Raw genomic sequence first — 22,853 nt, 5'->3', positions numbered from 1 at the left:
GTCTGCAGAGGACTGAACTTTATGCAGTCATCTCTTTTACCATAAAGACCTGCTCTGCTTTTACGATGAATCCCTCGTCTTCAAGAATGCCGCAGACAGAATGAGCTCTCGGGAAATTCACGGCTGTCCTGCTGATGTCAGCTTTATTTGAAAACGCAAATGCTTCGTGCAGCAAAGATTTAAGGACATCTTCTTTGTTTTCATGCTCAGGGTGAGCTTCGCACTGAAACAGGAGAATCCCGGAAAGCTTTCCTTCTTCATCGTATTTGCGTTTTGAAAGGGCATAGCCAATCGTTTTTCCGTTCTCAACCGCAAGCAGCGCTTCACCGTCACGAATGTTCTGCCACTGCACCTGCCATGGAATTAGCCTGCTGCAAAAAGAGTGCTCCGCTAAATTATGCGGCTTTTCCCAGTGAATATCATGCGTTAGAGCGGGCGGATCGAGTGTCAATGGAGCCGAATATCCGAGGTGAACAAGCTGATCTGCCGTCTGATATCCCATCTTCTCGTACAGCTTGATTGCCCGGTTATTATGCGAAAGTGCTTCAAGTGTAGCCGTGTGGACTCCTTCTTTTTCATAGATGGACAGGACTTCTTCCATCATTCTTTTCCCTACGCCTTTGCTCCGGTATGCAGGGGCCACTCCGGTGCCTCCGTTCCAGGAGATGTTTTTGCCGTCAATGGACCTGACGCCGTTTAAGATCAGTCCGACGGGTTCGGTTCCGTCAAAAGCCACAATGGACAGCGCGGGTGAAAGATTCTCAAATACAAGTCTGTTCAGAAAGGCTTCAAGTGTGAGAGTCATATCAAAATCATAGCCTTCAAACCCCTTGTTCCATGCAATCAATGCATCTTGAAGTGTACATTGGGACAGCCGTTTACATGTAATCATTCTCTCTCCCCTTTTCTTACGTACATAAACACCATTTCTTCAAGTGTCTTCATCTGTTCCCGGAACGGATAATCGTTTCCGATGACAGAATAATGAAGGCAGGTGCCGTCAATTGTTCCCCATACCAATGACGAGATAATAGCGGGATCCGCATCCGGCCGGAATTCCAGCTGATCAATTCCTTCCTGCAAAACCTCCATCAGCAGCGTCCGGTAAACCTCTTCATACCGTGCGGTCATCACCCGTTTCAGCTCTTCATCCCGTCCTGAATGAATCCAAAACTCAAGGTGAACCCCGATCATCCGCTGCCAGTCCGGTGAAAGCTTGATCTCCAGATAGTTTTTGAAGAACTGTCTGAGTTTCTCTTCGGCCGTTTCCTTTTTACGGAAACGTTCTTTTAGCCCTGCTATATTCTCTTCCGTCTTCCTTTGCATCAGCTGCAGATAAATGTCTTCCTTGCTTTTGAAATAGTTATAGATGGCTCCTTTGCTCAATCCGGATTCAGCTACAATGTCATCGATGGTGGCCAGCTGAAATCCTTTTTCCCCGAATGCCTTCAGAGAGCTGTCCAGAATATGCCGCTTCTTCTTCTCCTTATATTCCTCTGATACAATTGGAGCCACATGCAGCCCGCCCTTCCTTTTTATAAAACCGACTATATAGTCCATATTATTCCATACACAGTGAAAAATTCAAACAATTTTGATTATAAATTGAGTAAAAACTGCCATTTGACTTTTGCACCGCAACCCCTTAATGTAGTAAAGGTATTTTTTAAAACACACATATCATCTTCTTATTAAGAGAGGCAGAGGGACTGGCCCTGTGATGCCTCGGCAGCGGACTCGCATTTAGAGTGCTGTGCCAATTCCAGCAAGCCGTGCGCTTGAAAAATGAGAAGAGCTTATTTCCATTCCGGATATAGGATCTCTTCTTGTCTTCAAGAAGAGATCTTTTTTTATGCAGGCAATTTTATCTGCAGAGAGCGGAACACTATGATTACGGAAGAAACGGAAGGTGGTTATTATGGACACAAAAGCTAACGGCTGGGCGCTGTTGCCCCTCGTTATTTTCATCGGACTATTTGTGGGATCGGGCATCATCACAGGAGACTTCTATAAAATGCCGATTCTTGTGGCAATCCTTATTGCCGCAGCAGCAGCCCTTATCATGAACCGAAAAGAAAGCTTCACATCAAAAGTGGAGAGTTTCTCAAAAGGAGCGGGACACCCTGACTTAATGATCATGGTCTTTATCTTTATTCTTGCGGGTGCTTTTTCGGAAGTGGCAAAAGGAATGGGAGCCGTTGAGTCGACGGTTAACCTGGCGCTGTCCTTCCTGCCTCAAAGCCTGCTTATTGCAGGGCTGTTCATCATCGGCGCGTTTATCTCACTTGCGATGGGTACCTCTACAGGAACGATTGCGGCTCTTGCGCCAATTGGAGTCGGAATAAGTGCAGAGGCAGACATTTCAGTTGCACTTGCAATGGGTGCCATTATTGGCGGTGCCATGTTCGGAGATAACTTATCGTTCATCTCGGATACAACCATTGCAGCTGTCAGAACACAGCAAACAGAAATGCGGGACAAATTCAAAGCAAATTTCTTTATCGTGCTGCCCGCAGCCATTATTACGTGCATTGTGCTTGTCGTCATCACACTGGGCGGACAGGCACCCGTTACACCTGAAGCTTACAGCTGGGTAAAAATGCTTCCCTACATCGGGGTTCTTGCAGCAGCACTGCTTGGAGTAAATGTCATTGCTGTTTTAGCAGGAGGCATTATCCTCGGCGGAGTTATTGGAATGGCAGACGGAAGCTACACACTAACAGCGTTTCTGCAGAAAATAACAGACGGCATCATGGGAATGGCTGAGCTTGTCATTCTTTCGCTCCTGATTGGCGGTATGGTAGAGCTGATCAAGCGAAACGGCGGCATTCACTTCATTCTTGAAACCATGACGAAGCGTATTTCTTCTAAAAGAGGGGCAGAATTTGCGATTGCGGGCCTTGTCAGCTCTACGAACCTTGCAACGGCAAACAACACAATCTCGATTATTGCAACGGGCCCTCTTGCCAAAGATATGGCGGACAAGTATGAAATCGATAAACGAAAATCAGCAAGTCTTCTCGATATCTTCTCATGCAGCATCCAGGGACTGATCCCATACGGTGCGCAGATGCTTTCAGCGGCTGAATTTGCTTCCATCTCCCCGACAAGCATTCTGCCGTACTCGTTTTATCCGATACTGATTGCTCTATGTGGTATTGTGGCGATTTTGATACAGTTTCCGCGGTTTAAAAGAAAAGCAGCGTAAGAAAAAACAGCGTCCTAAATAACACGGTAAATCATATATCAATCAGCATACTAATTTGCATAGAAATTAGTATGCTTTTTTTTGATATTCGCAGGAAAATCCACCTTCCCTTTATTGGTAATCCGACACGTTTCCTGTTGCATTTTCTTTTTTTGATCTTCAAAGAAAAAAGTAGTTGACACACAAAATAAATTTATGATATTATTAAAAAATTTGATAAAAAATAATCTATATGTTAAGCTTTAGAAGGTTACCATATATGGAGGTGGATTATTTGTTTCAAATTGGCGATAACATTGTTTATCCAATGCACGGAGTCGGTATCATTAAAGCTATAGAAGATAAGGAAATATCAGGAAAAAATCAACAATATTATGTCATAAATATGTTAATAGGCAATATGCAAGTCATGATTCCTACGGATAAAATACTAAGTTCACGTATACGCCCAGTTACTGACATACTTGCATTAAAGCACATCATACACATTTTTCAGCATGGAGAATCAGATAGATTACTGTCGTGGAAACAAAGGTATAAAGTGAACACGGACAAAATTAAAACCGGTAACATACAAGAAGGTGCTGAAGTTATACGTGATTTAATGCGTATGAAGAAAGAAAAAGCACTTAATACAAGCGAAAAAAAAATGCTGGATAGCGCACATGAATTTTTGATTAGTGAACTGGGAGTCATTAAAGGGATCACTGATCATCAAATAAATAGTTTCTGTTAAGGCTGATTATAGATAATGTCTTACAACTTCCTGAATCTTACGGGAATATGATTATTATTAAAAGCAAATCTTTTCAAAAACAGCCCACTTCTTCAGCTCACTATTAGAGCATTCACCTCTTTTGTTATTTCTGCAATCTAATCCATTTCTATTTTTTAATTTCTTTTACGAACGTTTGAAGTTTCATCAAAAAACTCGATAAAATAGTTATTTTTGCAATCCTGACTCACACTGGCGCGGACAAGGAGCCGTAAGGATGAAAGAGAGGTAGGGCTTTCATTGTTTTAGGTATACAAAATAGTATCCAGTCCGGTTATTTCCAGAAAATACAATCAATATTGAATGGTGATTTTTTCTTCTTAATGTAAAAAAGATAATCGAATTGGTAACACCATATGGTCAAATATAAAAGAGGCTGGGCTTCGAATAATTCACCTTTTTCTGTGTTATTCAGGAATTCACCCTGCTGCCTTAGTGGTTGGCAGTGAATTTTCATATTTTAATTTAAAAAGTATAAAAGCCGGTGACATTTTACTCCTCGTAAAATGTCACCGGCTTTTTCAGTTCAGAGGAGGGTTTTGTCCCAGGCTCTTATTATTTTTTCATTAATCCATGCAGCAGAAACTGAATGGTATATTCTTTTTCTTCCTCATCATCCCAATCCAAATCCGGAAGAAGAATAAACCTTGCAAACAAAAAGCCCATGATGCTTGTCACAATCATCCTCAGCACCGTTTCAGGCGGCATTACAACCATTTCCTCTTTTTCCTGAAAGAAAACGATAAGCTCCTTCAGCTTTTCCATGGCGTGTGTTTCAATAACTTTCCTGATTTCCCCTCTAAATTCTTCGTGAAAGAATACTTCCTGAAGAAGAATTTTTACGACAGGCTGATTTTTTTTCACAAATTCATACCGGTTCTCCAGGATAAAACGCATGAGCTGTTCGGGATCTTCATGTTTTTGCTTAGAAATCTCCCCAATAAAGTTTTTCACGAGGAACGGAGCTGCAAATTTGGTGATCGTTGGCTTTACGATTGCAAACAGCAGATCCTTTTTCGTCTGATAATGTCTGAAGATTGTGCCCTCTGCGACACCGGCTTTCTTCGCAATTTCACTTGTTGATGCAGCTGCAAATCCTTTATCAGCAAATATTTCAATGGCCGCTTCCACGACCTTTTTCTGTTTTTCGCTCATTTTCACATCTTCATCGGTCAGCCTCAATAGCTCTTCAATGGAAAAGTGTTCACTCATTTAAAAAACTCCTCATTCATCAATACTTTTATTATATCTGAAAATGAGCAGTCACTACAGTCTTCTCACTTTTTTCAAAGCAAAGATGTTCAGAACAAGAAATAAAACGGCAAATCCAAGCAGCACATATACATCATTCGCAATTTGCTCCCAGCCATTCCCCCTGATCATGATATCCTGCAGAGCATCAGCGCCATACTTCAGAGGCATAGCATAACTGATAGCCTGAAGCCACTCCGCCATCGTTTCCAGCTTAAACAGACCTGAAAAGAACACCTGCGGGACGATGATCAGCGGAATGAACTGAAACATCTGCAGCTCATTGCCGGCAAACGCAGAAAGGAGAGTGCCGAGCGTCAGAGATGTCATCGCAAGCAAGAAGGTTATGAGAAGCACGTAATAGTAGGAGCCTTCCATCATCATATCCAGAACACTGATCGAGAAAGCGGAAATCAGGATCGCCTGAAAGGTTGTAAAGATACCAAACCCTATCACATAACCAAGGACAAGCTCATAGCGTTTAAGCGGCGTTGCCATAATCCGGTCGAGTGTCCCGCTTGTGCGTTCGCGCAGAAACGAAACACCTGAAATTAAAAAGACAAAGAAGAAAATAAAGACACCAATTAGAACCGGACCAATGTAATCAAAAGAAGACATTTCCTCTGATCCATGCACGTATGAAATGTCTGCCTTCCCTTGCTGTCCGGGCTGTGCGCTTTTTTGTATCAGCCCGAGTACAGACTTACTGACGCTTGGATCTGATCCCTCAACCAATATCTCCTGTTTCCCTTGATCAACACCAAGAAATGCATCAAGATCTTTCTCTTCGATGTAGTCTTTGCCTGCATTTTTGCTGAACTCCTCCACCTCTGCGCCATTTTTCTCCAAAGCAGCGACAAGCTGTTCAGGAGCTCCATGCACTCCGATTTTCGGCGTATAGGCTTCACTGTCAAAAATAAAGTGCATCAGCGTCAAGATAAACAGGGGCGCCACAAGCATAAGCGCAAGTGTCCGCTTATCGCGGAAAAACTGCTGAATGATTCTGATCACAATGGCCATCACTCTCATTTGCGCTCACCTCCGTATGCTAAAAATGCCCCTTCTATGGTCGCCGTTTTTGCTTCGCTTTTCAGTTCTTCTGGCGTACCCGCTGCAATAAGCTTTCCATCTCTCACAAAACCGATTCTGCCGCATTTTTCTGCTTCATCCATCACATGCGTAGTCACGACAATAGCCGTACCGGAATGCCTGATCCGCTCGAGCTCCTCCCATATGGACTGCCTTAGAATCGGATCAATTCCAACGGTCGGTTCATCAAGAACTAAAACCTGCGGTTCATTCAGCATGGCAATTGCAAGCGATAACCGGCGCTTCATTCCTCCCGAGTAGTCTCCGGTTCGCTTTCCGGCATGCTCCGTAAGATTGACAAGATCAAGAACATACTGAATTCTTTCCTTTTTCTTCTTTCCTCTCAGTCCGCTTAACGAAGCAAAGAAGGACACATTCTCTTTTCCGGTAAGCTCAGAATACAAAGCATCTGACTGCGCCATAAATCCTATATTCTTAAGCATATTCAAATCAGGCATCCCGACTCCAAGTACGTATGCCTTTCCCCTGGTTGCCTCTTCAATCCCCACAATCATTTTGATGATTGTTGTTTTTCCCGAACCGGATGGTCCGAGCAGTCCAAATATCTCCCCTTTATCTACTTTAAATGTGACATCTTGAATGACTTCTTTCTTTCCAAATGACTTTGAAACAGACTGAAGTACGATAGCTGGTTCACTCATCGTTTCCCCTCCGATCCTTAAATGTGAGTGATTACTCACTTATAATATATGACGCAGAGAACGATTTGCAAAGTGAGTAATCACTTATTTTTTGCAGAAAAAAGCAAACCTTAAAAAAGGTTCGCCTCTATTTCAATAGCCGCTTCACAATCTTCAACCCGTTTTTCGCATTCGGATAACGGAAGCTTAAGTCAAATTTGGTTGTTTGATTCAGAACGCTCTTATAGTGAGAAAAAGCATCGAAGCTGAACTTGCCGTGATAATTGCCCATTCCGCTTTCACCTACTCCTCCAAACGGCAGATGCGGAGTTGCGATATGCATGAGTGTATCATTGATGCAGCCTCCTCCGAAAGAAACCCTGCTGACCACCTGCTCTTCTGTCTCCTTGCTTGATGTGAATAAATAAAGCGCAAGCGGTTTAGGACGTGCCTGGATAAAAGCGACGGCTTCATTAAGCTCACTGTACTTGAGCACAGGGAAAACCGGTCCGAAGATCTCCTCCTGCATGACAGGAGAATCTGTGTTCACATCCCCAAGGATAGTCGGAGCAATGGTAAGCGTCTCTTTCTTTGACCCTCCTCCATGAAGAATCGTCCCTTCTTTAATGAACCCAGTGAGACGGTCAAAATGTTTTTCGCTGATCATTCGGCTGTACTTTTCGTTCTGGAGAGGATCCTTGCCGAACATCTGCTCAACTTCTGACTTCAGAAGTGTCAAAAATTCCTCTTTTATGTCTTCATGAACCATTAAATAATCAGGTGCAATACAGGTCTGGCCTGCATTTGTAAACTTTCCGAAAGCAATTCTGCGCGCTGAAAGCTTAAGGTCAGCGTCCTTATGAACAATACATGGACTTTTCCCCCCAAGCTCAAGGGTAACTGGTGTCAGATGCTTCGATGCGGCCTCCATGACAATTTTGCCTACCGGCACGCTCCCGGTAAAGAAAATCGTATCGAATTTCTCTGCCAGCAGCTGCTGATTGGTTTCAATACCGCCTTCAATAACGGCGATGTACTCCTTTGGAAACGTCTCTTCAATCATACGTTTCAGCAGGCCGGATACAGCAGGAGCGAATTCAGAAGGTTTTAATACGGCCGTATTCCCTGCCGATATGGCACCGACAAGCGGCGATAAAGCAAGCTGGAAGGGATAGTTCCACGGGGCGATAATCAGCGCGGTTCCATAAGGTTCAGGAACAATTCTTCCTCTCGTGCCGATATGGGTAACCGCCGTTTTTACTTTTTCAGGAGCTGCCCACTTTTTTAAATGTTTGCCGGCAAAAGAGATCTCTTCAAGAAGGATCCCGATTTCCGTTGTATAAGCCTCAAACTCAGATTTGTTTAAGTCTTTATTCAGTGCATCTATAATGGCCTGCTCGTTTCTTTTTATCGACTTGCGGAGACGAACCAGGTTTTTTTTGCGGTCTTCGAGTTTTCTTGTATGTCCTTTTAAAAAATACTCTCTTTGGGCCGCAAGAATGGATTGTATGTTGTCCATATTATTATTACCGCCTTTAAAGTGTTTATATGTTTAATCTCATAAACGTATAGTACATGATATGAAGTGATCGTGTCAAACCTTTGACACCTGGATTCATTCAAACAGGTAAGTTGAAACGGCAGTCCGGCCGGTGACGCCACTTTTCTTAGGGTACGGACAGGGTTGTGGCGTCATTTCGGGGAGTTGCGCCACTTTCACTTATGATGCAATCAGGGTTGTGGCGTCACTCCGGCGAGTTGCGCCACTTTTCCTTATATTGCAGACAGCTTTTTGGCGCTACTCCGGTGAATTACGCCACTATCCCTTACGATGCGTTCAGGGTTGTGGCGTCACTCTGGGGAGTTGCGCCACTTTTCCTTATAATGCGGACAGTATTGTGGTGTCACTCCAGTGAGTTGCGCCACTTTCACTTATAATACGAACAGCTTTGTGGCGTCATTCTAGGGAGTTGTGTCACTTTCCCTTATAACGCAACAAGCTTTTTGCGCCACTCCCTCAGCACCTACAAGAATCAACCTTCCCAATACTCAAACAGCGGTCCATTCTTCCCGAAAAAAGGATCATTTGAAGGCAGCGGCACTTGCTTAATCCGGCTGATGGCTTCCTCGTATTCTTCCGGTTTTCCGGTGCACATATCCATTTCCTGATTGTCAGGATAGGCCCCCATGACTTGGAAGTCCGCATCTTTTTGCAGGCATTTATGGCCGACTCCGGCCGGAATGATGGCTACATCCCCTTTTTCCAATAGAAGCTTGCGTCCATCGTCTCCTCCAAAAAGAACCTCAGCCCTTCCGCTGAGTACGCCGAGTACTTCATGCGCCGAACTGTGAAAATGATGATAAGTGTAGACTCCGTTGACCCAGGCTCCGTTCCAGCTGTTCTTTTTCAAAGCATGTTCAAATTCTTCTTTAGCAGAAAAAGCGGTTTTGTAGACGAGCAGCGGAAGCTCTGTATTGTTCGGAATGGTTCCGTCTCCTTCAAACAGCTCATGCTGGACGTTCATTCATCTTCCTCCTTTTTTAATGCCTGTCACGCAGACAGTCAGTTCAGGACGCACTTTTTTAAAGGATACCCTAACATCTTCATATCCGCAGGCGAGCATATCATCGCGGATCTGCCTGCCGAACATTTTCGTTTTTTCCGCTGAAGCATCCTCTTCCCTCGGCTGCATCGTGATTGCCGCCATTCCTCCGGGCTTCAAGGATCTCGTGAGATTTTCAAGCCCTGCTCTCGGGTCATTCCAAATCGTGTAATTGTTGACTGAAAGCAGCTTGTCGTATGTGTTCGCAGGCAGCTCGACTGTTTCGGCATCGGCCTTCATTAATTTCACGCGTCCATTTTTCACATAGGTGCTGAACTGCTTTTCCGCCTGCTCCTTCATCGTTTCAGAGACATCCACCCCGTCTATAATGACTCTGCGATAATGCTTCAGCATGAAACCGATACTGTAGCCCGGCCCGAATCCAATTTCTAAAATGCGGTTTCCCGGCCTGATTCTCAGTTTGCCTATCGTCCATTTATTAATCGCCGTATTCTCAAGTGCCATGATCTTTCCTGCCACAATTCCTAAAAATCCTTTTGGCCTGCTGAAATTTTTTGTGAATGCTGAAAACATGTCCCGCACCTCTATTTCCGTCTTTTTCTTATCTTTATCACCGATTGGATGATTGTAAACAATCCCCGCCTCAAAAAAGAGAGATTGACAGCTGAGGTGAAACTGCATATTCTTAACTTAAACGTTTAAGTCAGTTCTTTGCTTTTACTTTTTAAATAGATAGTGAACCAGCATAACTTAAACGATTAAGTAAAGGGGATGACTATAATGGGTGAACCTCAGTCTGTTCACGTCTCGCTGAAGCAGCAAAGCTTATGGACAAATAAAACCTTTTTGTCGCTCTTCACCGCGTATACTCTTTCCATTTTCGGAGGAACGTTTCACACGATTGCCCTGAATATCTGGGTGCTCAAAACTTATGACAGTGCAGCCCTTATGTCTGCGGTCCTAATCACTCATATGCTTGTGACCACGTGTTTTGCCTCCATAGCAGGCACAGCGGCAGACAGGATGAACCGGAAAAAAATGATGTGGATATCAGACTTGATCAGGGGTCTGCTTGTGGTTTGCCTCGCCGCAGCAATTGCTGTGGAAACCCCGTTCTGGGTCATCATCCTGCTTACTGCAGGCACTGCGCTATCCGGGCTGTTTAAAGGTCCTGCATTTAACGCCTCGCTCATTGATGTGGTCGGCAAAGAGAAAATCCAGGCAGCAACAGGTGCTATGAGTCTTGCAGACAACATTGCAAGAACACTCGGATTTGCTGCAGGAGGAATCTTTGTGGCGGCTTTTGGCGGGGTTGCGGCCATTTTAATTGATGCGCTTATGTTCTTTGTATCTGTGATTCTCGTTCTCGCGGTGAAACATTTTCCCGAGCACAGGCAGACCTTTGCAGAGAAAACAACGTTTAAGCAGGATTTCCTCACTGGATTCTCATATATATGGCAAGAACCGTTCGCACGGGCGATCACGATTCTATCACCTGTTCTCATTCTGTTTTTCACCACATCCCTGATGATCATTCAGGTGATTGCCATAAGAGAGTGGAAAGCGGGCCCTGCAGAATTCGGCCTGATTGAAGCAAGCATCCCGCTTGGCTATATGGCCGGGGCAGGACTGATTATGGCTTTTGAAAAGAAACTGGTTCACAGAGGCATGATCATTCTTGGCAGTACAATCGCGCTTGGACCGCTCTATGTCATCCTTGGAAAAGTGGATTCGGCTATGATTGGGATTCCTGTCATTTTGCTGATCGGATTTTTATTTTCGTTCAGTACCCTGCTCATAAATGTCATACTCAGGCTTCAGGTAACGAGCAGCATGCAGGGAAGAGTGTTCGGGACGATTGGTGCTCTTACAAGTGTCCTCCCTCCTGCCGGTCTGGCCGCAGCTTCGTTTTTCACCGATATCTTTGGCGGCGGCCAAGTGCTTCTCATTTGCGGTTTCCTTCTTACTGTCATCGGTCTGATCGGGTGGTTCAGGCTGAAGGATTTGAGGGAGTACAGATAGTACACACAGAAAAAAAGCTGCCGGGCAATCCAGGCAGCTTCTTCTTACTTATGATGAAATGGGCATTTCCCCTTAATCGGCTCAATGTCATCTCCGATAAAGTACTGCTTCCACTCTCTGTGATCGGGATCCCCGTAGTGGCTGATGTTCGGGTGCTTTGGAAGCTGATCCCACTTTTCAACCCGCTCTCTTACTTTTTCGCGGGACATGCTGCCTCCCTCTGACGTGCCTTCGAGCCCTTCAAAAATGCGGCGCGGCTGGAAACCAAGCACTAAGCTTGCCCCAAGATCTCTTGTTTTCCGCTGCTTGTATGCAGGGGCATTTCCAAAGACGAAGTACGGCTCATCGGCAAACGAAAAGGCCCAAAGGTGATGATCCGGATCCTGCGGGTAATCCTTCGGCCAAGGCTCTTTGTCGATATCATGAAGGTACTGAAGCACATTCCAGAAATACTCCCGGTAGTACGGAATCGATTTCTCGTCCTCCTCCGGTTCAACGAACACGAACAGACCATGGCGAATGAGCTTCTCGGCTTCATCAAACAGCTTTTTAAACGCAATCAGGGCTTCCGGCAGATTGGACCAGTCTTCTTTTGATATGTACGCATATCTCAGCTCTCCTTTTTTTTCGGCTGCCATGCCGAAGTAGCACGGAAAGGTTTTATTTGTGACGACACTTCTGAAATTCTGATATTCCCTGATGACCCATTCGGGAACGATTTCAGGATTGGTCATATCTTCTTTTTCAAGCAAAAATTTAGGCACCGTGATCATCGTTTCACTCCTTAAAAGATTGTGAACAGCATCTTGTCTATCTTTCCATACCCTGCAATCAAGTGCTTTAATCCATTAAATAAATATTAAACAAACGTTTAATTAAGACCTTGTCCTTTAAGTTTTTATTGTACAGTTAATGAATAAACCTAAAACCCCGGTCCTAAAATCAGACCGGGGTTTTACTGTGTCAGCTGAGTGATGTATCCAGGGGCTTCAGCTTTGCTTCAATTTCAGCACGCCGCGGCTCGAGGAATGGAGGAAGAGCGAGTGCTTCGCCGAGATGCTCAAGCTCCTCATCCGTATCAAATCCCGGGCCATCTGTTGCAAGCTCGAACAGGATGCCGTTCGGCTCGCGGAAGTACAGGGAACGGAAGTAGAAACGGTCTACAAATCCCGAACTCGGTATACGTTCAGCTTTCAGTTTCTGAATCCACTTGTGCATTTCTTCTTCATTTTCAACTCGGAAGGCCACGTGGTGAACCCCTCCGCGTCCAAGACGCTCCTGCTGCAGGTCGAGGCGCTCTTCAATATGAACCTCTGCTCCTGTGCCGCCTTCTCCCGTTTCAAACACCTGAATGTCCGGCTGGCCGGGTACGTCAGACGGATAGCTGCCTTTCGCCCGGAAACCAAGAATGTCTGTCAGAATTTCAATCGTTCTTTCAGGAACAGCCACTGTCAGCTTGACTGGACCAAGTCCGGTGATCGCATATTCAGCCGGAATCGGGCTCTTCTCCCAAGGCGTTCCGGCGGCAACTCCCGCGTTGTTCTCATCAGATACCAGAATCAGACGCTGTCCTTCAAAATCCCTGAAAGAAAGAGTCAGGCGGCCAAATGCTTCAGCAATCTCCCCGTGCTCCACACTGTGCTTCTCAAAGCGCTCTTTCCAGTAGGAGAGTGCCGCATCGCTTTTCACGCGGAGCGACGTAGCCGAAATGCTGTTGACTCCTTCATGGACTCTGCCAGCATTGGCGATTTCAAAAAACGTCAGCTCTGTGCCCGGGTTTCCTTTTTCATCCCCATAAAACAAATGATACACAGATACATCGTCCTGATTGACTGTTTTCTTAATTAAGCGAAGACCAAGTGTTTTCGTATAAAACTCATAGTTTTGAGGTGCTTTTGCTGTAATGGCTGATACATGGTGAATCCCTTTTAACGGCAGCATGTAAATCCCTCCATAAAATTATCTTGAATTCGAGATATTATAGGTATACTATACACCCGCTGCAGGCAGATGTCAATGATTTGGGATTTGATAGGATGTTGGCTGTAAATCTGCAATAGTTGGATGTAAATCCTGCATTCCCGGTCGTTTTAACTCCCTCCCCAACCAGGTATTCTTCATCTTGGAAATACTTTCATATTTTGCTAGTATCAAAGAAGAATGATTGTTCAGTACAGGAGGTATGGTTGTGAGCTCAGATGATGATAAAAAGCGCAGAAATTTGAAAGTGATTCAGTTTGATAAGGATAAAAACAGCCTGGTTGAGACGGTTCAGCCGAAGGAGACATTTGATGATGTCGGCGGACTTGAGGATGTAAAAAAGCGGATTCGCATGGATTTTATTATGCCGATCCAGTCGCCTGAGTTTTTTCAGGCCTTTGGTAAAAAGAGCGGCGGCAGCCTTCTGCTGTACGGGCCTCCGGGATGCGGGAAAACATTTCTGGCAAAAGCGATTGCAGGTGAGATCAATGCAAGTTTTATCCACCTTGAGCTGCAGGCCATTCTATCCATGTATGTCGGCCAGAGCGAGCACAATCTGCATGATGTTTTTGAGAAAGCACGGGAGCAGAAGCCTTGTGTGCTGTTTATTGATGAGCTTGACGCCCTTGGGGGAAACCGGCACCGCATGAGCCAGCACCACGACCGGATGATCGTCAATCAGCTTCTTTTGGAGCTTGATGGACTGCAGTCGTTCAACGATCAGGTGTACATCATCGGGGCGACGAATACACCCTGGTATCTTGATCCGGCGCTGCGGAGGCCGGGAAGGTTCAACTCTCTCATTTTCATCCCGCCTCCCTCACAGGAGGAGCGCGAGCTGATTTTGACGCTCAAAACGAAAGATAAGCCTCAGGAGAAGCTTGATTTAACGAAAGTGGCTAAGGCAACCTCTCACTTTTCAGGAGCTGATCTGACTCAGGTTGTGGATGATGCCGTATCAAAAGCCATTGAACGCTCACTGGAACAAGGTTCCCTGCAGCCAATGTCGCATGCAGATGTCCTAAAAGCTGCAAAGAACCGTAACCCTACGACGCTTGAATGGTTTTCAACCGCCAAGAACTATGCAACGTTCAGCGATACAAATAAGGATTATCAGCACGTTCTGGACTATATGAAAGCACATGGCATCCGCTGATGTTCAGCATCTATGATGAGAGGATCCGCAAACTGACAGAGTGGAAAAATTACCGCCAGGCGATTGAGGAAGCACATGCCCTGATTGCCTCTGATCCTGAGGATGCCCGTTCGTATTCGCTTCTTGCCAGGATCTATGCAGATAAAGAGGATTTTCCTGCAGCTGTCCATTTTTCAAAAGAAGCCCTCCGTAAAGATCCGGAAGACTTCACCGGTCACCTCATCCTTGTCATGGCTCTCTTCAATCTTGGTGAATGGAAAGCATTTGATGCGGCTGCAGAAAGTGCTCTCCATCTCTATCCGGACACAGCTCACCTCTATTACCTCAAAGCAATGAGAGCCCTGCAGAAAAATAAAGGGAAGAAAGCTTTGGGGCTCATGGAGATTGCGCTTGTTCATGAAACCGAAGATGCCACATACCTTGCAGCCTACAGCAATCTCCTCCTGCTTTTCGGGAAAAAGAAAAAATCGAAAGAATACGAGCAGATGGCTTTGAAAAGCAATGAAGATAATCCCTACGTGTACTATACTCTGGCCAATACCGCCTTCAACCGCGGCGATTTCAAGCAGGCAAGGGAGCTGAGCCGCAGCGCTGCTGCAATTGACCCTGATGATCAGGATTACAGAGAGCAATACCTCGAGATGCTGAAAACGGACTATGCTCTGTACAGGTTTTTGCTTCGTATCCTGCAGACTCATTCTTTCATCAGAAGAAAAGCCGGAATTCTTTTCTGGCCGGTGTTCCTTTTTTTCTTCATTGTGTTCAATCCGCTTTTATGGCTGTATGTGATCGTGATTCTTGTTCCCTATTACATCACCAGTTTCACAGCCGGGAAGCTTGTCAGCCGGAGGCTTGGCTATAAGAAAGCAAAACCTGAAATCAGCAGGGGGAAGGCTGTCGCAGCCGCCATGTTTGCCGCACTCGTCCTAACCGGTTTGTTTGCTGCCATTTTCAGATAACATTCTTTGTTTTCGGGTAAAGAGTACAGAGGTGATGGACATGGCATTTAATTATGATGAGGACTTCGAACATACGGATTTTCGCAAGAATCCCGAAAAATACCGGGTCGGCAGAGGCGAGCAGGGCGTTTTGCTTGTTGAACCTTATAAAGGAGAAATCCTTCCCCACTGGCGGTTTAAAACGCCTGAAATTGCGAGGGAATCTTCAGAAACGATTTACGCGATGTATGAAGAATACAAAGAAAACGGCGATTTTGTCGGAATGGATATGGCGCGAAAGTTCATCCAGATGGGCTACACCCGCGCCAGACGATACGCCAATTATAAGGGCGGGCGAAAGTACAAGGAAGACGGCGACCTTCACGAGCGTGACATTGACGACGAAAAAGCGGAATCCGCTTCTATCTTCAAGGAGAAATGGATAAAGATCAGAGAAGATGAAGACTATTTGAAATTGAAAAAAGAGCATCAGAAAAAGTATGGCTGAATGAATTCGTTCAGGCACTGCAATCTTACTTAAAATCATTATTGGAGGAACCTATGAATATCCGGATTCTAAACGGACATGATGCCGCCGCATACCGCGGCATCCGCCTTGAAGGCCTGAAATCGAGCCCCGAAGCGTTTGGTTCAAGCTATGAAGAAGAGCTGCTTTATACAATCGACTTCTTTAAAGCAAGACTTGATGCTGAGCATACATTTACGTTTGGCGCTTTTGACGGGGATGCACTTGCAGGGGTTGTTACGCTTGTCCCTGAAACGAAAGCGAAACTCAAACATAAAGCCTCTATCTTCGCGATGTTTGTCTCTCCTGCTTACCGGGGAAAGGGAATCGGAAGGAAGCTTATGACGTCGGCTATTAACCATGCCGGTCAGCTTGAAGACACAGAGCAGCTACAGCTTTCTGTTGTCAGCAGCAACCAGTCTGCACGCCATCTCTACTCCTCTCTTGGCTTTTCAGTATATGGCTATGAAAAAAGAGCCCTGAAAGCGAACGGCATCTATTTTGATGAAGAGCATATGGTGCTGTTTCTTTAAAAATGTGTAAAACCCCGACTCATGCGGAGTCAGGGTTTTTCTGGTTTTACACTTCTCTTATTTCAAACGGTGCAAGCACCTTCTCAATCTTGTCCCTCTGAGGCTCATACCGCTCCGGCAGCATAAGTTTTTCACCAAGCATCTCTTCATCATGCGCAAAGCCTGGAGGATCTGTTGCGATTTCAAACAGGATCTCACCGTGCTCCCTGAAGTAGATCGCATTAAAATACTGGCGGTCCTGCACAGGCGTCACCTGATAGCCGCTCCTTGCGACATGCTGCTGCCATTGAAGCTGATTGCTGTCGTCTTCTGCCCGGAAAGCAATGTGATGAACCGTGCCTACTCCCATTCTCCCCCGACCAATCGGAGTCATCTTCAAATCAATGATGTTTCCGATATCAGCCGTTGAACGAAAACGGATAAAGTCCCGCTCTTCGGCCACTTTTTCATATCCCATCACCTTTTCAAGAAGTTCTGCCGTTTTTTCAGGACGTGAGGACAGGAGAGTTGCACCTGCGAAACCTTTTATCCCAACATTGGCTGTTACACCGCCAAACTCCCATGCGTTCTGTTTTCCTTCTTCCCTCTCAACAAGCTCAAGATGCAGTCCATGAGGATCGTCAAACACAAGGAATGACTCGCCAAACCGTTCCATCTTTTCAAACGGCACGCCGTATCTCCCAAGTCTTTCTTCCCAAAACGGCAGAGCTCCTTTTGGAACAGCATAAGACGTTACACCGACCTGGCCGTCTCCAATCGTGCCCTGATACGCATCCGGCCAAGGGAAAAAAGTAATAATCGTTCCAGGATGTCCCCCTTCATCTCCGAAATAAAGATGGTACGTTCCAGGATCATCAAAGTTAACCGTTTGTTTCACTAATCTAAGCCCAAGAATCCCTGCATAAAAATCAGCGTTTTCCTGCGGATGGCCGACAATGGCCGTAATGTGGTGAATACCCGCTGTTTTCATTGAAACATCTCTCCTTTAAAAATAGTTTCTCTTTCCTTTATCTATATAAACATGAGTTAATATCTCGAATTCAAGATAATTTTAAGGTATTCTCAGCTGAATGTCAACATTGTCCTAAATGATTAACAAGTGAAGCAAGGCTACAAAAAATGGCGCCTACTCAAATGAGTAGGCACCATCTTTATAAGAAATTAAGCCTGAGCTTCAAGCGTCACTTCAATATTTCCTCTTGTCGCCTTTGAATAAGGGCAGAATTCATGAGCTTTATGCACAAGATCTTCAAGCTTGTCCTTTTCAATTCCTGTTCCCTTTACATCAAGTTTTACCGCGAGCTTGAAGCCCCCGTCTGACTCGTCCTTCAGAAAGCTGACATTGGCCGTTACCTCAGAATCAAACTTCACTTTTTCTTTTCTTGCCATATGCTGAAGGGCGCCGTCAAAGCAGGCCGCATATCCCGCTGCAAACAGCTGCTCAGGATTTGTTGCATTCGGCACTCTGTCTGCTCTCGGAGAGCCCGGCATCGCAATATCCATGTTGATGACATCATCGGATGAATGTACTTTCCCTTCACGTCCGCCTACTGCTGTAACTGATGTAGTGAATAACGCTTCTGACATGTTCCATACTCCCTTTCATATTCAAACTTTCTTGCTCTTTTTTATATACCCTTTATTGAAAAGTTTATTCGTTTGAGTATGCAAAAAAAGCATCTCTTCTAAAGAAGAAATGCTTCATTCAATCCCTTTCTGTTCATACATATTACTGCGGATTTTCATCCATTCAAACAGGTGGGTCACAATAACCTTGAGCACGGCATATCCCGGCACTGCCAGAATAATTCCTACTACCCCAAATAGATTTCCAGCCGTCAATATCACGAAAATAATCGTAATCGGATGGATATGAAGATTACGTCCCATAATCTGCGGAGAAATAAACTTCCCTTCAATCAATTGAACAATGGTCCATACGATGATCAGCTTCAAAACCATAAACGGCGATGTGACAAGGGCAATAATAAACGCTGGCGTAATCGCAATCGCCGGCCCAAGATACGGCACAACGCTTGTAAATGCAGCAATCAGGGCAAGCAGGGAAGCATACTCAAGACCGATCGTTAAAAAGCCAACATACATAAGCGCGCCAATGCAGAAGCTGACAATAATCTGTCCGCGGATATATGAACTGATCTGCTGATTCATTTCATGCATCACTTTAAATGTAGAACTTCTGAGGTTAACGGGCAAAAATTTAAGAACATATGGCCCAAGTTTTTTTCCGTCCTTTAACAAATAAAACAAAATGAACGGCAGTGTGACAATCGCCAGGATGAAGTCTTTCACAATCCCTACAATATTCCCGATTCCCGCAAACATATTGTTGATGATTGTGGAAGCCTGCTCAGACATCTGCTTTGACAGATCCGCTACATTAATATTCAGCGTTTTCTGTGCCTGATCAACAAAATCGCTGCCGACCACCTGCATGACAAGCAGCTCTACATCTTTTGTATATTGAGGAAAACTTTCAATCAAACTCAGAACCTGCGCTTTTAAAAACGGAATGACCGACACAATCAGGATGGTCAGCAGCCCTGCAATCACAACAAACAGGAGCAAAATAGAATAAATTCTCCGTACGCCTTTCCGTTCAAAAAAATCCACCACGGGATTCAGCAGATAATAGACAATCGCTGCCATGATGATGGGCAGAAGAATGGTTTTAATCAGCACTTCAATCGGTGTAAAGATAAACGATACCTGCATAAAAACAAGAATGTTTAATCCAATCAAAAGCAGAATCAGAAGAAACAGAACAAATCTATTGTTAAGGATAAACCTCTTAAACGTACCTACTCTCGGGCTTGCCTGCTTCATGAGTGTCCTCCATTTCTCTCTATGCACTCGAAATTTCATCTAAGCTTATTATAGTGGGTTTTTTAAAAAAATGAAAACAGAACTCCCGCTTATGATAAGAATCTTTTCCTGCATAAAAAAGGGCAACCCGTAAACGGATTGCCCTGTCTCCTCCTTGTCCATTATTTGCTGATAAACATCTGCGTCCAATAGTGGCCGTAAGATCCGCCTTTGGCGTACCCGACACCGATTTCCTTGAAATTAGAAGACAGAATGTTTTTGCGGTGTCCTTCACTGTTCATCCAGGCAGTTACAACACTTTGAGCTGTAGACTGTCCGGCAGCAATGTTCTCACCTGCATAACTGTACTGAATGCCGAAGCTCTTCATCATATCAAATGGAGAGCCGTATGTAGGCGATGTGTGACTGAAGTAGTTTTTGTCACGCATATCTTCTGATTTGTACCGTGCAACACGGGCAACCTCCCAGTTGGCGGCAAGCGGCTTTAAACCGTATTTGGCACGCTCTTTATTTACAAGCGTAACCACTTCGCTTTCCATGCTTTGATAAGCGCTTCCAGAAGGAATGTTAAGAGACTGTCCTGGATAGATCATATTAGCATTCTTAACATTTGGATTGGCTTTAATCAATTCAGAAACGCCAACCTGATACTTCGATGCGATTTTCCACATCGTATCCCCGCTTTTAACTGTGTATGTACTTGCAGCACTTGCTTGACTGCTGAATCCAAAGGCTAGAGCGACAACCAACAACATAAGAGAAAAAGATTTAAGTGTTTTCATAGCTTTATTTTATACGAATACTAGTTTGCAAGAATAGCGGTAGTTTTTACCGAAAAAAAGGGGTTGACTAGCGGCACTTGATTAGTCAGTCAGCAGGAGGAATGAAGTGCATCACATCGGCGATCGAAGCAGTAACCGAATCCGCCGAGGTCCTGCCTGCAAATCGTTAGCGCACTTTCAGCTGTTCCGGATACCCGGTTTGTGCTGTTAACTCGGGTTTAGAACACTTTCAGCTGTACCGGATAACCGGTTTGTGTTGTTAACTCGGGTTTAGAACACTTTCGGCTGCACCGGATACCTGGTTTGTGTTGCTAACTCGGGTTTACCGCACTTTCTCCTGTTCCGGATACCCGCTTTATGCTGTTAACTCGGGTTTACCGCACTTTCTCCTGTTCCGGATACCTGGTTTGTGCTGTTAACTCGGGTTTACCGCACTTTCGGCTGCACCGGATAACCGGTTTGTGTTGTTAACTCGGGTTTAGAACACTTTCGACTGCACCGGATACCCGGTTTGTGCTGTTAACTCGGGTTTACCGCACTTTCGGCTGCACCGGATACCTGGTTTGTGTTGCTAACTCGGGTTTACCGCACTTTCTCCTGTTCCGGATACCCGCTTTATGCTGTTAACTCGGGTTTACCGCACTTTCTCCTGTTCCGGATACCTGGTTTGTGCTGTTAACTCGGGTTTACCGCACTTTCTCCTGTTCCGGATACCCGGTATGTGCTGCTAACTCGGGTTTAGAACACTTTCGGCTTACCGCATGTCACAGCACTTAATGTACGCAAACACCTCCTTTTTCCCATTGAAAAGGTTTACTTAACTTTGAAATTCACCCTATTAATCTTCGTTTTTTTCTCTAAAAATCTTTGACATAACCATACAAATGATGTAAAGTACCAAATGGACGAACAATTAAAAGTTAACTTAACAATAACATTCGTATTTAGGGGTGTATTTTACATGGAAAATGTATTCGATTATGAAGATATTCAATTAATACCTGCAAAATGTGTTGTGAACAGCCGTTCTGAGTGTGACACAACCATTGCTCTTGGAAACCATACATTCAAACTTCCTGTCGTACCTGCCAATATGCAGACGATTATTGATGAAACAATTGCTGTAAACCTTGCAGAAAACGGCTACTTCTACATCATGCACCGTTTTCAGCCTGAGAAAAGAAGCGCGTTCATCCAGGATATGAAATCACGCGGCCTGATTGCTTCAATCAGCGTCGGTGTTAAAGAGGAAGAGTACGGCTTTATTGAAGAACTTGCGGCTGAGAATCTGGTGCCTGATTATATTACAATTGATATCGCCCACGGTCATTCAAACGCGGTCATCGAAATGATCAAACATATTAAGAAACATCTTCCTGGAAGCTTTGTCATCGCAGGCAACGTTGGAACTCCTGAAGCAGTGAGAGAGCTTGAGCACGCCGGCGCTGACGCTACAAAAGTTGGAATCGGACCGGGCAAAGTGTGCATCACGAAAATCAAGACAGGGTTTGGAACAGGCGGCTGGCAGCTTGCTGCACTTCGCTGGTGTGCAAAGGCGGCAACTAAGCCAATCATCGCAGACGGCGGCATCCGCACACATGGTGACATTGCGAAGTCTGTTCGATTCGGAGCATCCATGGTCATGATCGGCTCCCTGTTCGCAGGACACGAGGAGTCTCCTGGTGAAACCATCGAAATGGACGGAAAGCTTTTCAAAGAATACTTCGGATCAGCTTCTGAATTCCAAAAAGGCGAAAAGAAAAACGTCGAAGGCAAAAAAATGTACGTTGAACACAAGGGCTCATTGAAGGACACGCTCACTGAAATGGAGCAGGATCTGCAGTCATCAATCTCCTATGCAGGCGGAACGAAACTTGATGCCATCCGCACGGTGGATTACGTCGTTGTGAAAAATTCGATCTTTAATGGGGATAAGGTTTATTAATAGAAAAAAGGAGCAGGGGTTTCATTCAAGCCCCGCTCCTTTTTTGTATATTTGAAGAAAGTTTCTTATTCATCTCCAGTCACGATCTCAATCACCACAGCGGAATCTTTCTTATTTAATTGAGCATACTTGCTCTCAACGTCTATGACGAGTTCCACTCTGTCTTTATTCGGACTTATCCAAAGCTCATATAGAGCAGCTTTTGTTATGATTCTGCGATCCTTAGGTTGAAAGGTAAACCTGTAATCAGCAGGACGCGCCATGCTTGCTTTTGCTTTTGACCAATCAGCTTGATTCACAGTTTTCCTGACCTTATCAACCTCTTTAGTGCTGGTAATTTCTCTATCAACTTTATAAATGTTATCAACGCCTGCCCATTTTTCAACTTCAATATATTGTTCTTCATAGTCAGGATCCTCTGCACATCCTGTTAGAAAAAATAAAACCCCTATTGTCAAAATGAAGATAAACTTATGTAATCTCATAACAACTCCCCCTTACTCACTTAGACGAAAATATGTGACAGAAGTTCCACTAAACAAAAAAAACGGAGAAGATCTTAATGACCTTCTCCGTTTTTTTTATTTATCTGTCTG

General features: G+C 44.8%; 23 protein-coding genes and 1 riboswitch. Of the genes, 8 read left to right on the top strand and 15 right to left on the bottom strand.

Annotation, left to right across the window (positions count from 1 at the left end):
* Positions 1-19 precede the first annotated feature (19 nt).
* Together ACK1LH_RS01180 and ACK1LH_RS01175 are read right to left on the bottom strand one after the other, a co-directional pair.
* Positions 20-892 carry a GNAT family N-acetyltransferase gene (locus ACK1LH_RS01180; RefSeq protein ID WP_411334290.1) on the bottom strand — a complete coding sequence of 291 codons (873 nt, stop codon included), beginning with the start codon at positions 890-892 and terminating at the stop codon, positions 20-22.
* The gene (locus tag ACK1LH_RS01175) at positions 889-1,515 is read right to left on the bottom strand and encodes a TetR/AcrR family transcriptional regulator (protein WP_029566326.1); all 627 of its coding nucleotides are present in this window, start codon (positions 1,513-1,515) and stop codon (positions 889-891) included. Before ACK1LH_RS01175 ends, ACK1LH_RS01180 begins: the two co-directional genes overlap by 4 nt.
* 170 nt (positions 1,516-1,685) lie before the next feature.
* Positions 1,686-1,792: riboswitch (SAM riboswitch) on the top strand.
* Positions 1,793-1,915: 123 nt separating this feature from the next.
* On the opposite strand from ACK1LH_RS01175, the gene ACK1LH_RS01170 reads away from it, so the two are divergent.
* Positions 1,916-3,208, top strand: coding sequence for a Na+/H+ antiporter NhaC family protein (locus ACK1LH_RS01170; RefSeq protein WP_411335052.1), 1,293 nt, complete (start codon positions 1,916-1,918; stop codon positions 3,206-3,208).
* 259 nt (positions 3,209-3,467) lie between these two features.
* Positions 3,468-3,944, top strand: a complete 477-nt coding sequence (locus ACK1LH_RS01165; RefSeq protein WP_203289349.1) for a CarD family transcriptional regulator — start codon at positions 3,468-3,470, stop codon at positions 3,942-3,944.
* A 594-nt stretch (positions 3,945-4,538) separates the two neighbouring features.
* Here ACK1LH_RS01165 and ACK1LH_RS01160 read toward each other — a convergent pair.
* The 6 genes from ACK1LH_RS01160 to ACK1LH_RS01135 form a co-directional block, all read right to left on the bottom strand.
* On the bottom strand, positions 4,539-5,195 hold the full coding sequence (locus ACK1LH_RS01160) for a TetR/AcrR family transcriptional regulator (RefSeq protein WP_411334289.1): 657 nt from the start codon (positions 5,193-5,195) through the stop codon (positions 4,539-4,541).
* 54 nt (positions 5,196-5,249) lie between these two features.
* Entirely contained in the window at positions 5,250-6,263 is a 1,014-nt protein-coding gene (locus ACK1LH_RS01155) for an ABC transporter permease (protein WP_029566322.1), read from the bottom strand.
* A complete protein-coding gene (locus ACK1LH_RS01150) occupies positions 6,260-6,985 on the bottom strand; it encodes an ABC transporter ATP-binding protein (RefSeq protein WP_411334288.1) in 726 nt (241 codons plus the stop codon). Before ACK1LH_RS01150 ends, ACK1LH_RS01155 begins: the two co-directional genes overlap by 4 nt.
* Before the next feature lie 127 nt (positions 6,986-7,112).
* Entirely contained in the window at positions 7,113-8,483 is a 1,371-nt protein-coding gene (locus tag ACK1LH_RS01145; protein ID WP_411334287.1) for an aldehyde dehydrogenase, read from the bottom strand.
* 514 nt (positions 8,484-8,997) lie between these two features.
* Positions 8,998-9,489, bottom strand: a complete 492-nt coding sequence (locus ACK1LH_RS01140) for a cupin domain-containing protein (protein ID WP_411334286.1) — start codon at positions 9,487-9,489, stop codon at positions 8,998-9,000.
* Entirely contained in the window at positions 9,490-10,101 is a 612-nt protein-coding gene (locus ACK1LH_RS01135) for a class I SAM-dependent methyltransferase (RefSeq protein WP_029566318.1), read from the bottom strand. It lies immediately after the preceding gene.
* A 207-nt stretch (positions 10,102-10,308) separates the two neighbouring features.
* Between ACK1LH_RS01135 and ACK1LH_RS01130 the strand changes: the two genes are divergently transcribed.
* Entirely contained in the window at positions 10,309-11,550 is a 1,242-nt protein-coding gene (locus ACK1LH_RS01130) for an MFS transporter (protein ID WP_411334285.1), read from the top strand.
* A gap of 44 nt (positions 11,551-11,594) precedes the next feature.
* Here the strand turns inward: ACK1LH_RS01130 and ACK1LH_RS01125 are convergent, their stop codons facing one another.
* Together ACK1LH_RS01125 and ACK1LH_RS01120 are read right to left on the bottom strand one after the other, a co-directional pair.
* Complete coding sequence (locus tag ACK1LH_RS01125; protein ID WP_029566316.1) at positions 11,595-12,323, bottom strand: YqcI/YcgG family protein; 729 nt, start codon at positions 12,321-12,323, stop codon at positions 11,595-11,597.
* A 190-nt stretch (positions 12,324-12,513) separates the two neighbouring features.
* Positions 12,514-13,488 (bottom strand): ring-cleaving dioxygenase, encoded by a 975-nt coding sequence (locus ACK1LH_RS01120; RefSeq protein ID WP_035207649.1) that lies wholly within the window; start codon positions 13,486-13,488, stop codon positions 12,514-12,516.
* Between the two features lie 244 nt (positions 13,489-13,732).
* Here ACK1LH_RS01120 and ACK1LH_RS01115 point away from each other — a divergent pair, with 244 nt between their 5' ends.
* Genes ACK1LH_RS01115 through ACK1LH_RS01100 form a run of 4 tightly spaced genes read left to right on the top strand, consistent with a single transcriptional unit; the run spans position 13,733 to position 16,683 of the window.
* Positions 13,733-14,686: an ATP-binding protein gene (locus tag ACK1LH_RS01115; RefSeq protein WP_411334284.1), complete on the top strand. Its 954-nt coding sequence runs from the start codon at positions 13,733-13,735 to the stop codon at positions 14,684-14,686.
* Positions 14,686-15,645 (top strand): tetratricopeptide repeat protein, encoded by a 960-nt coding sequence (locus tag ACK1LH_RS01110; protein ID WP_411334283.1) that lies wholly within the window; start codon positions 14,686-14,688, stop codon positions 15,643-15,645. Before ACK1LH_RS01115 ends, ACK1LH_RS01110 begins: the two co-directional genes overlap by 1 nt.
* Positions 15,646-15,685: 40 nt before the next feature.
* Complete coding sequence (locus ACK1LH_RS01105) at positions 15,686-16,132, top strand: DUF4385 domain-containing protein (RefSeq protein WP_411334282.1); 447 nt, start codon at positions 15,686-15,688, stop codon at positions 16,130-16,132.
* Between the two features lie 53 nt (positions 16,133-16,185).
* A complete protein-coding gene (locus ACK1LH_RS01100) occupies positions 16,186-16,683 on the top strand; it encodes a GNAT family N-acetyltransferase (RefSeq protein WP_411334281.1) in 498 nt (165 codons plus the stop codon).
* Between the two features lie 46 nt (positions 16,684-16,729).
* Here the strand turns inward: ACK1LH_RS01100 and ACK1LH_RS01095 are convergent, their stop codons facing one another.
* The 4 genes from ACK1LH_RS01095 to safA all read right to left on the bottom strand — a co-directional run bounded on the left by ACK1LH_RS01095 (position 16,730) and on the right by safA (position 20,312).
* Positions 16,730-17,653: a ring-cleaving dioxygenase gene (locus ACK1LH_RS01095; RefSeq protein ID WP_411334280.1), complete on the bottom strand. Its 924-nt coding sequence runs from the start codon at positions 17,651-17,653 to the stop codon at positions 16,730-16,732.
* 191 nt (positions 17,654-17,844) lie between these two features.
* Positions 17,845-18,270, bottom strand: coding sequence for an organic hydroperoxide resistance protein (locus tag ACK1LH_RS01090; protein ID WP_282035076.1), 426 nt, complete (start codon positions 18,268-18,270; stop codon positions 17,845-17,847).
* Between the two features lie 114 nt (positions 18,271-18,384).
* Entirely contained in the window at positions 18,385-19,530 is a 1,146-nt protein-coding gene (locus tag ACK1LH_RS01085) for an AI-2E family transporter (RefSeq protein ID WP_029566308.1), read from the bottom strand.
* Between the two features lie 161 nt (positions 19,531-19,691).
* A complete protein-coding gene (safA, locus tag ACK1LH_RS01080; RefSeq protein ID WP_081414245.1) occupies positions 19,692-20,312 on the bottom strand; it encodes a SafA/ExsA family spore coat assembly protein in 621 nt (206 codons plus the stop codon).
* Between the two features lie 961 nt (positions 20,313-21,273).
* Here safA and guaC point away from each other — a divergent pair.
* Positions 21,274-22,257 (top strand): GMP reductase, encoded by a 984-nt coding sequence (gene guaC / locus ACK1LH_RS01075; protein ID WP_029286243.1) that lies wholly within the window; start codon positions 21,274-21,276, stop codon positions 22,255-22,257.
* 65 nt (positions 22,258-22,322) lie between these two features.
* On the opposite strand, the gene ACK1LH_RS01070 is transcribed toward guaC, so the two are convergent.
* A complete protein-coding gene (locus ACK1LH_RS01070; protein WP_029566306.1) occupies positions 22,323-22,742 on the bottom strand; it encodes a hypothetical protein in 420 nt (139 codons plus the stop codon).
* Positions 22,743-22,853 lie beyond the last annotated feature (111 nt).

Origin of the sequence: Metabacillus indicus, from assembly GCF_046603695.1 — a bacterium.
Classification (GTDB): domain Bacteria; phylum Bacillota; class Bacilli; order Bacillales; family Bacillaceae; genus Bacillus_P; species Bacillus_P indicus.
Note: the sequence above shows the minus strand (reverse complement) of the source record. Positions and strands in the feature narration are given on the sequence as shown.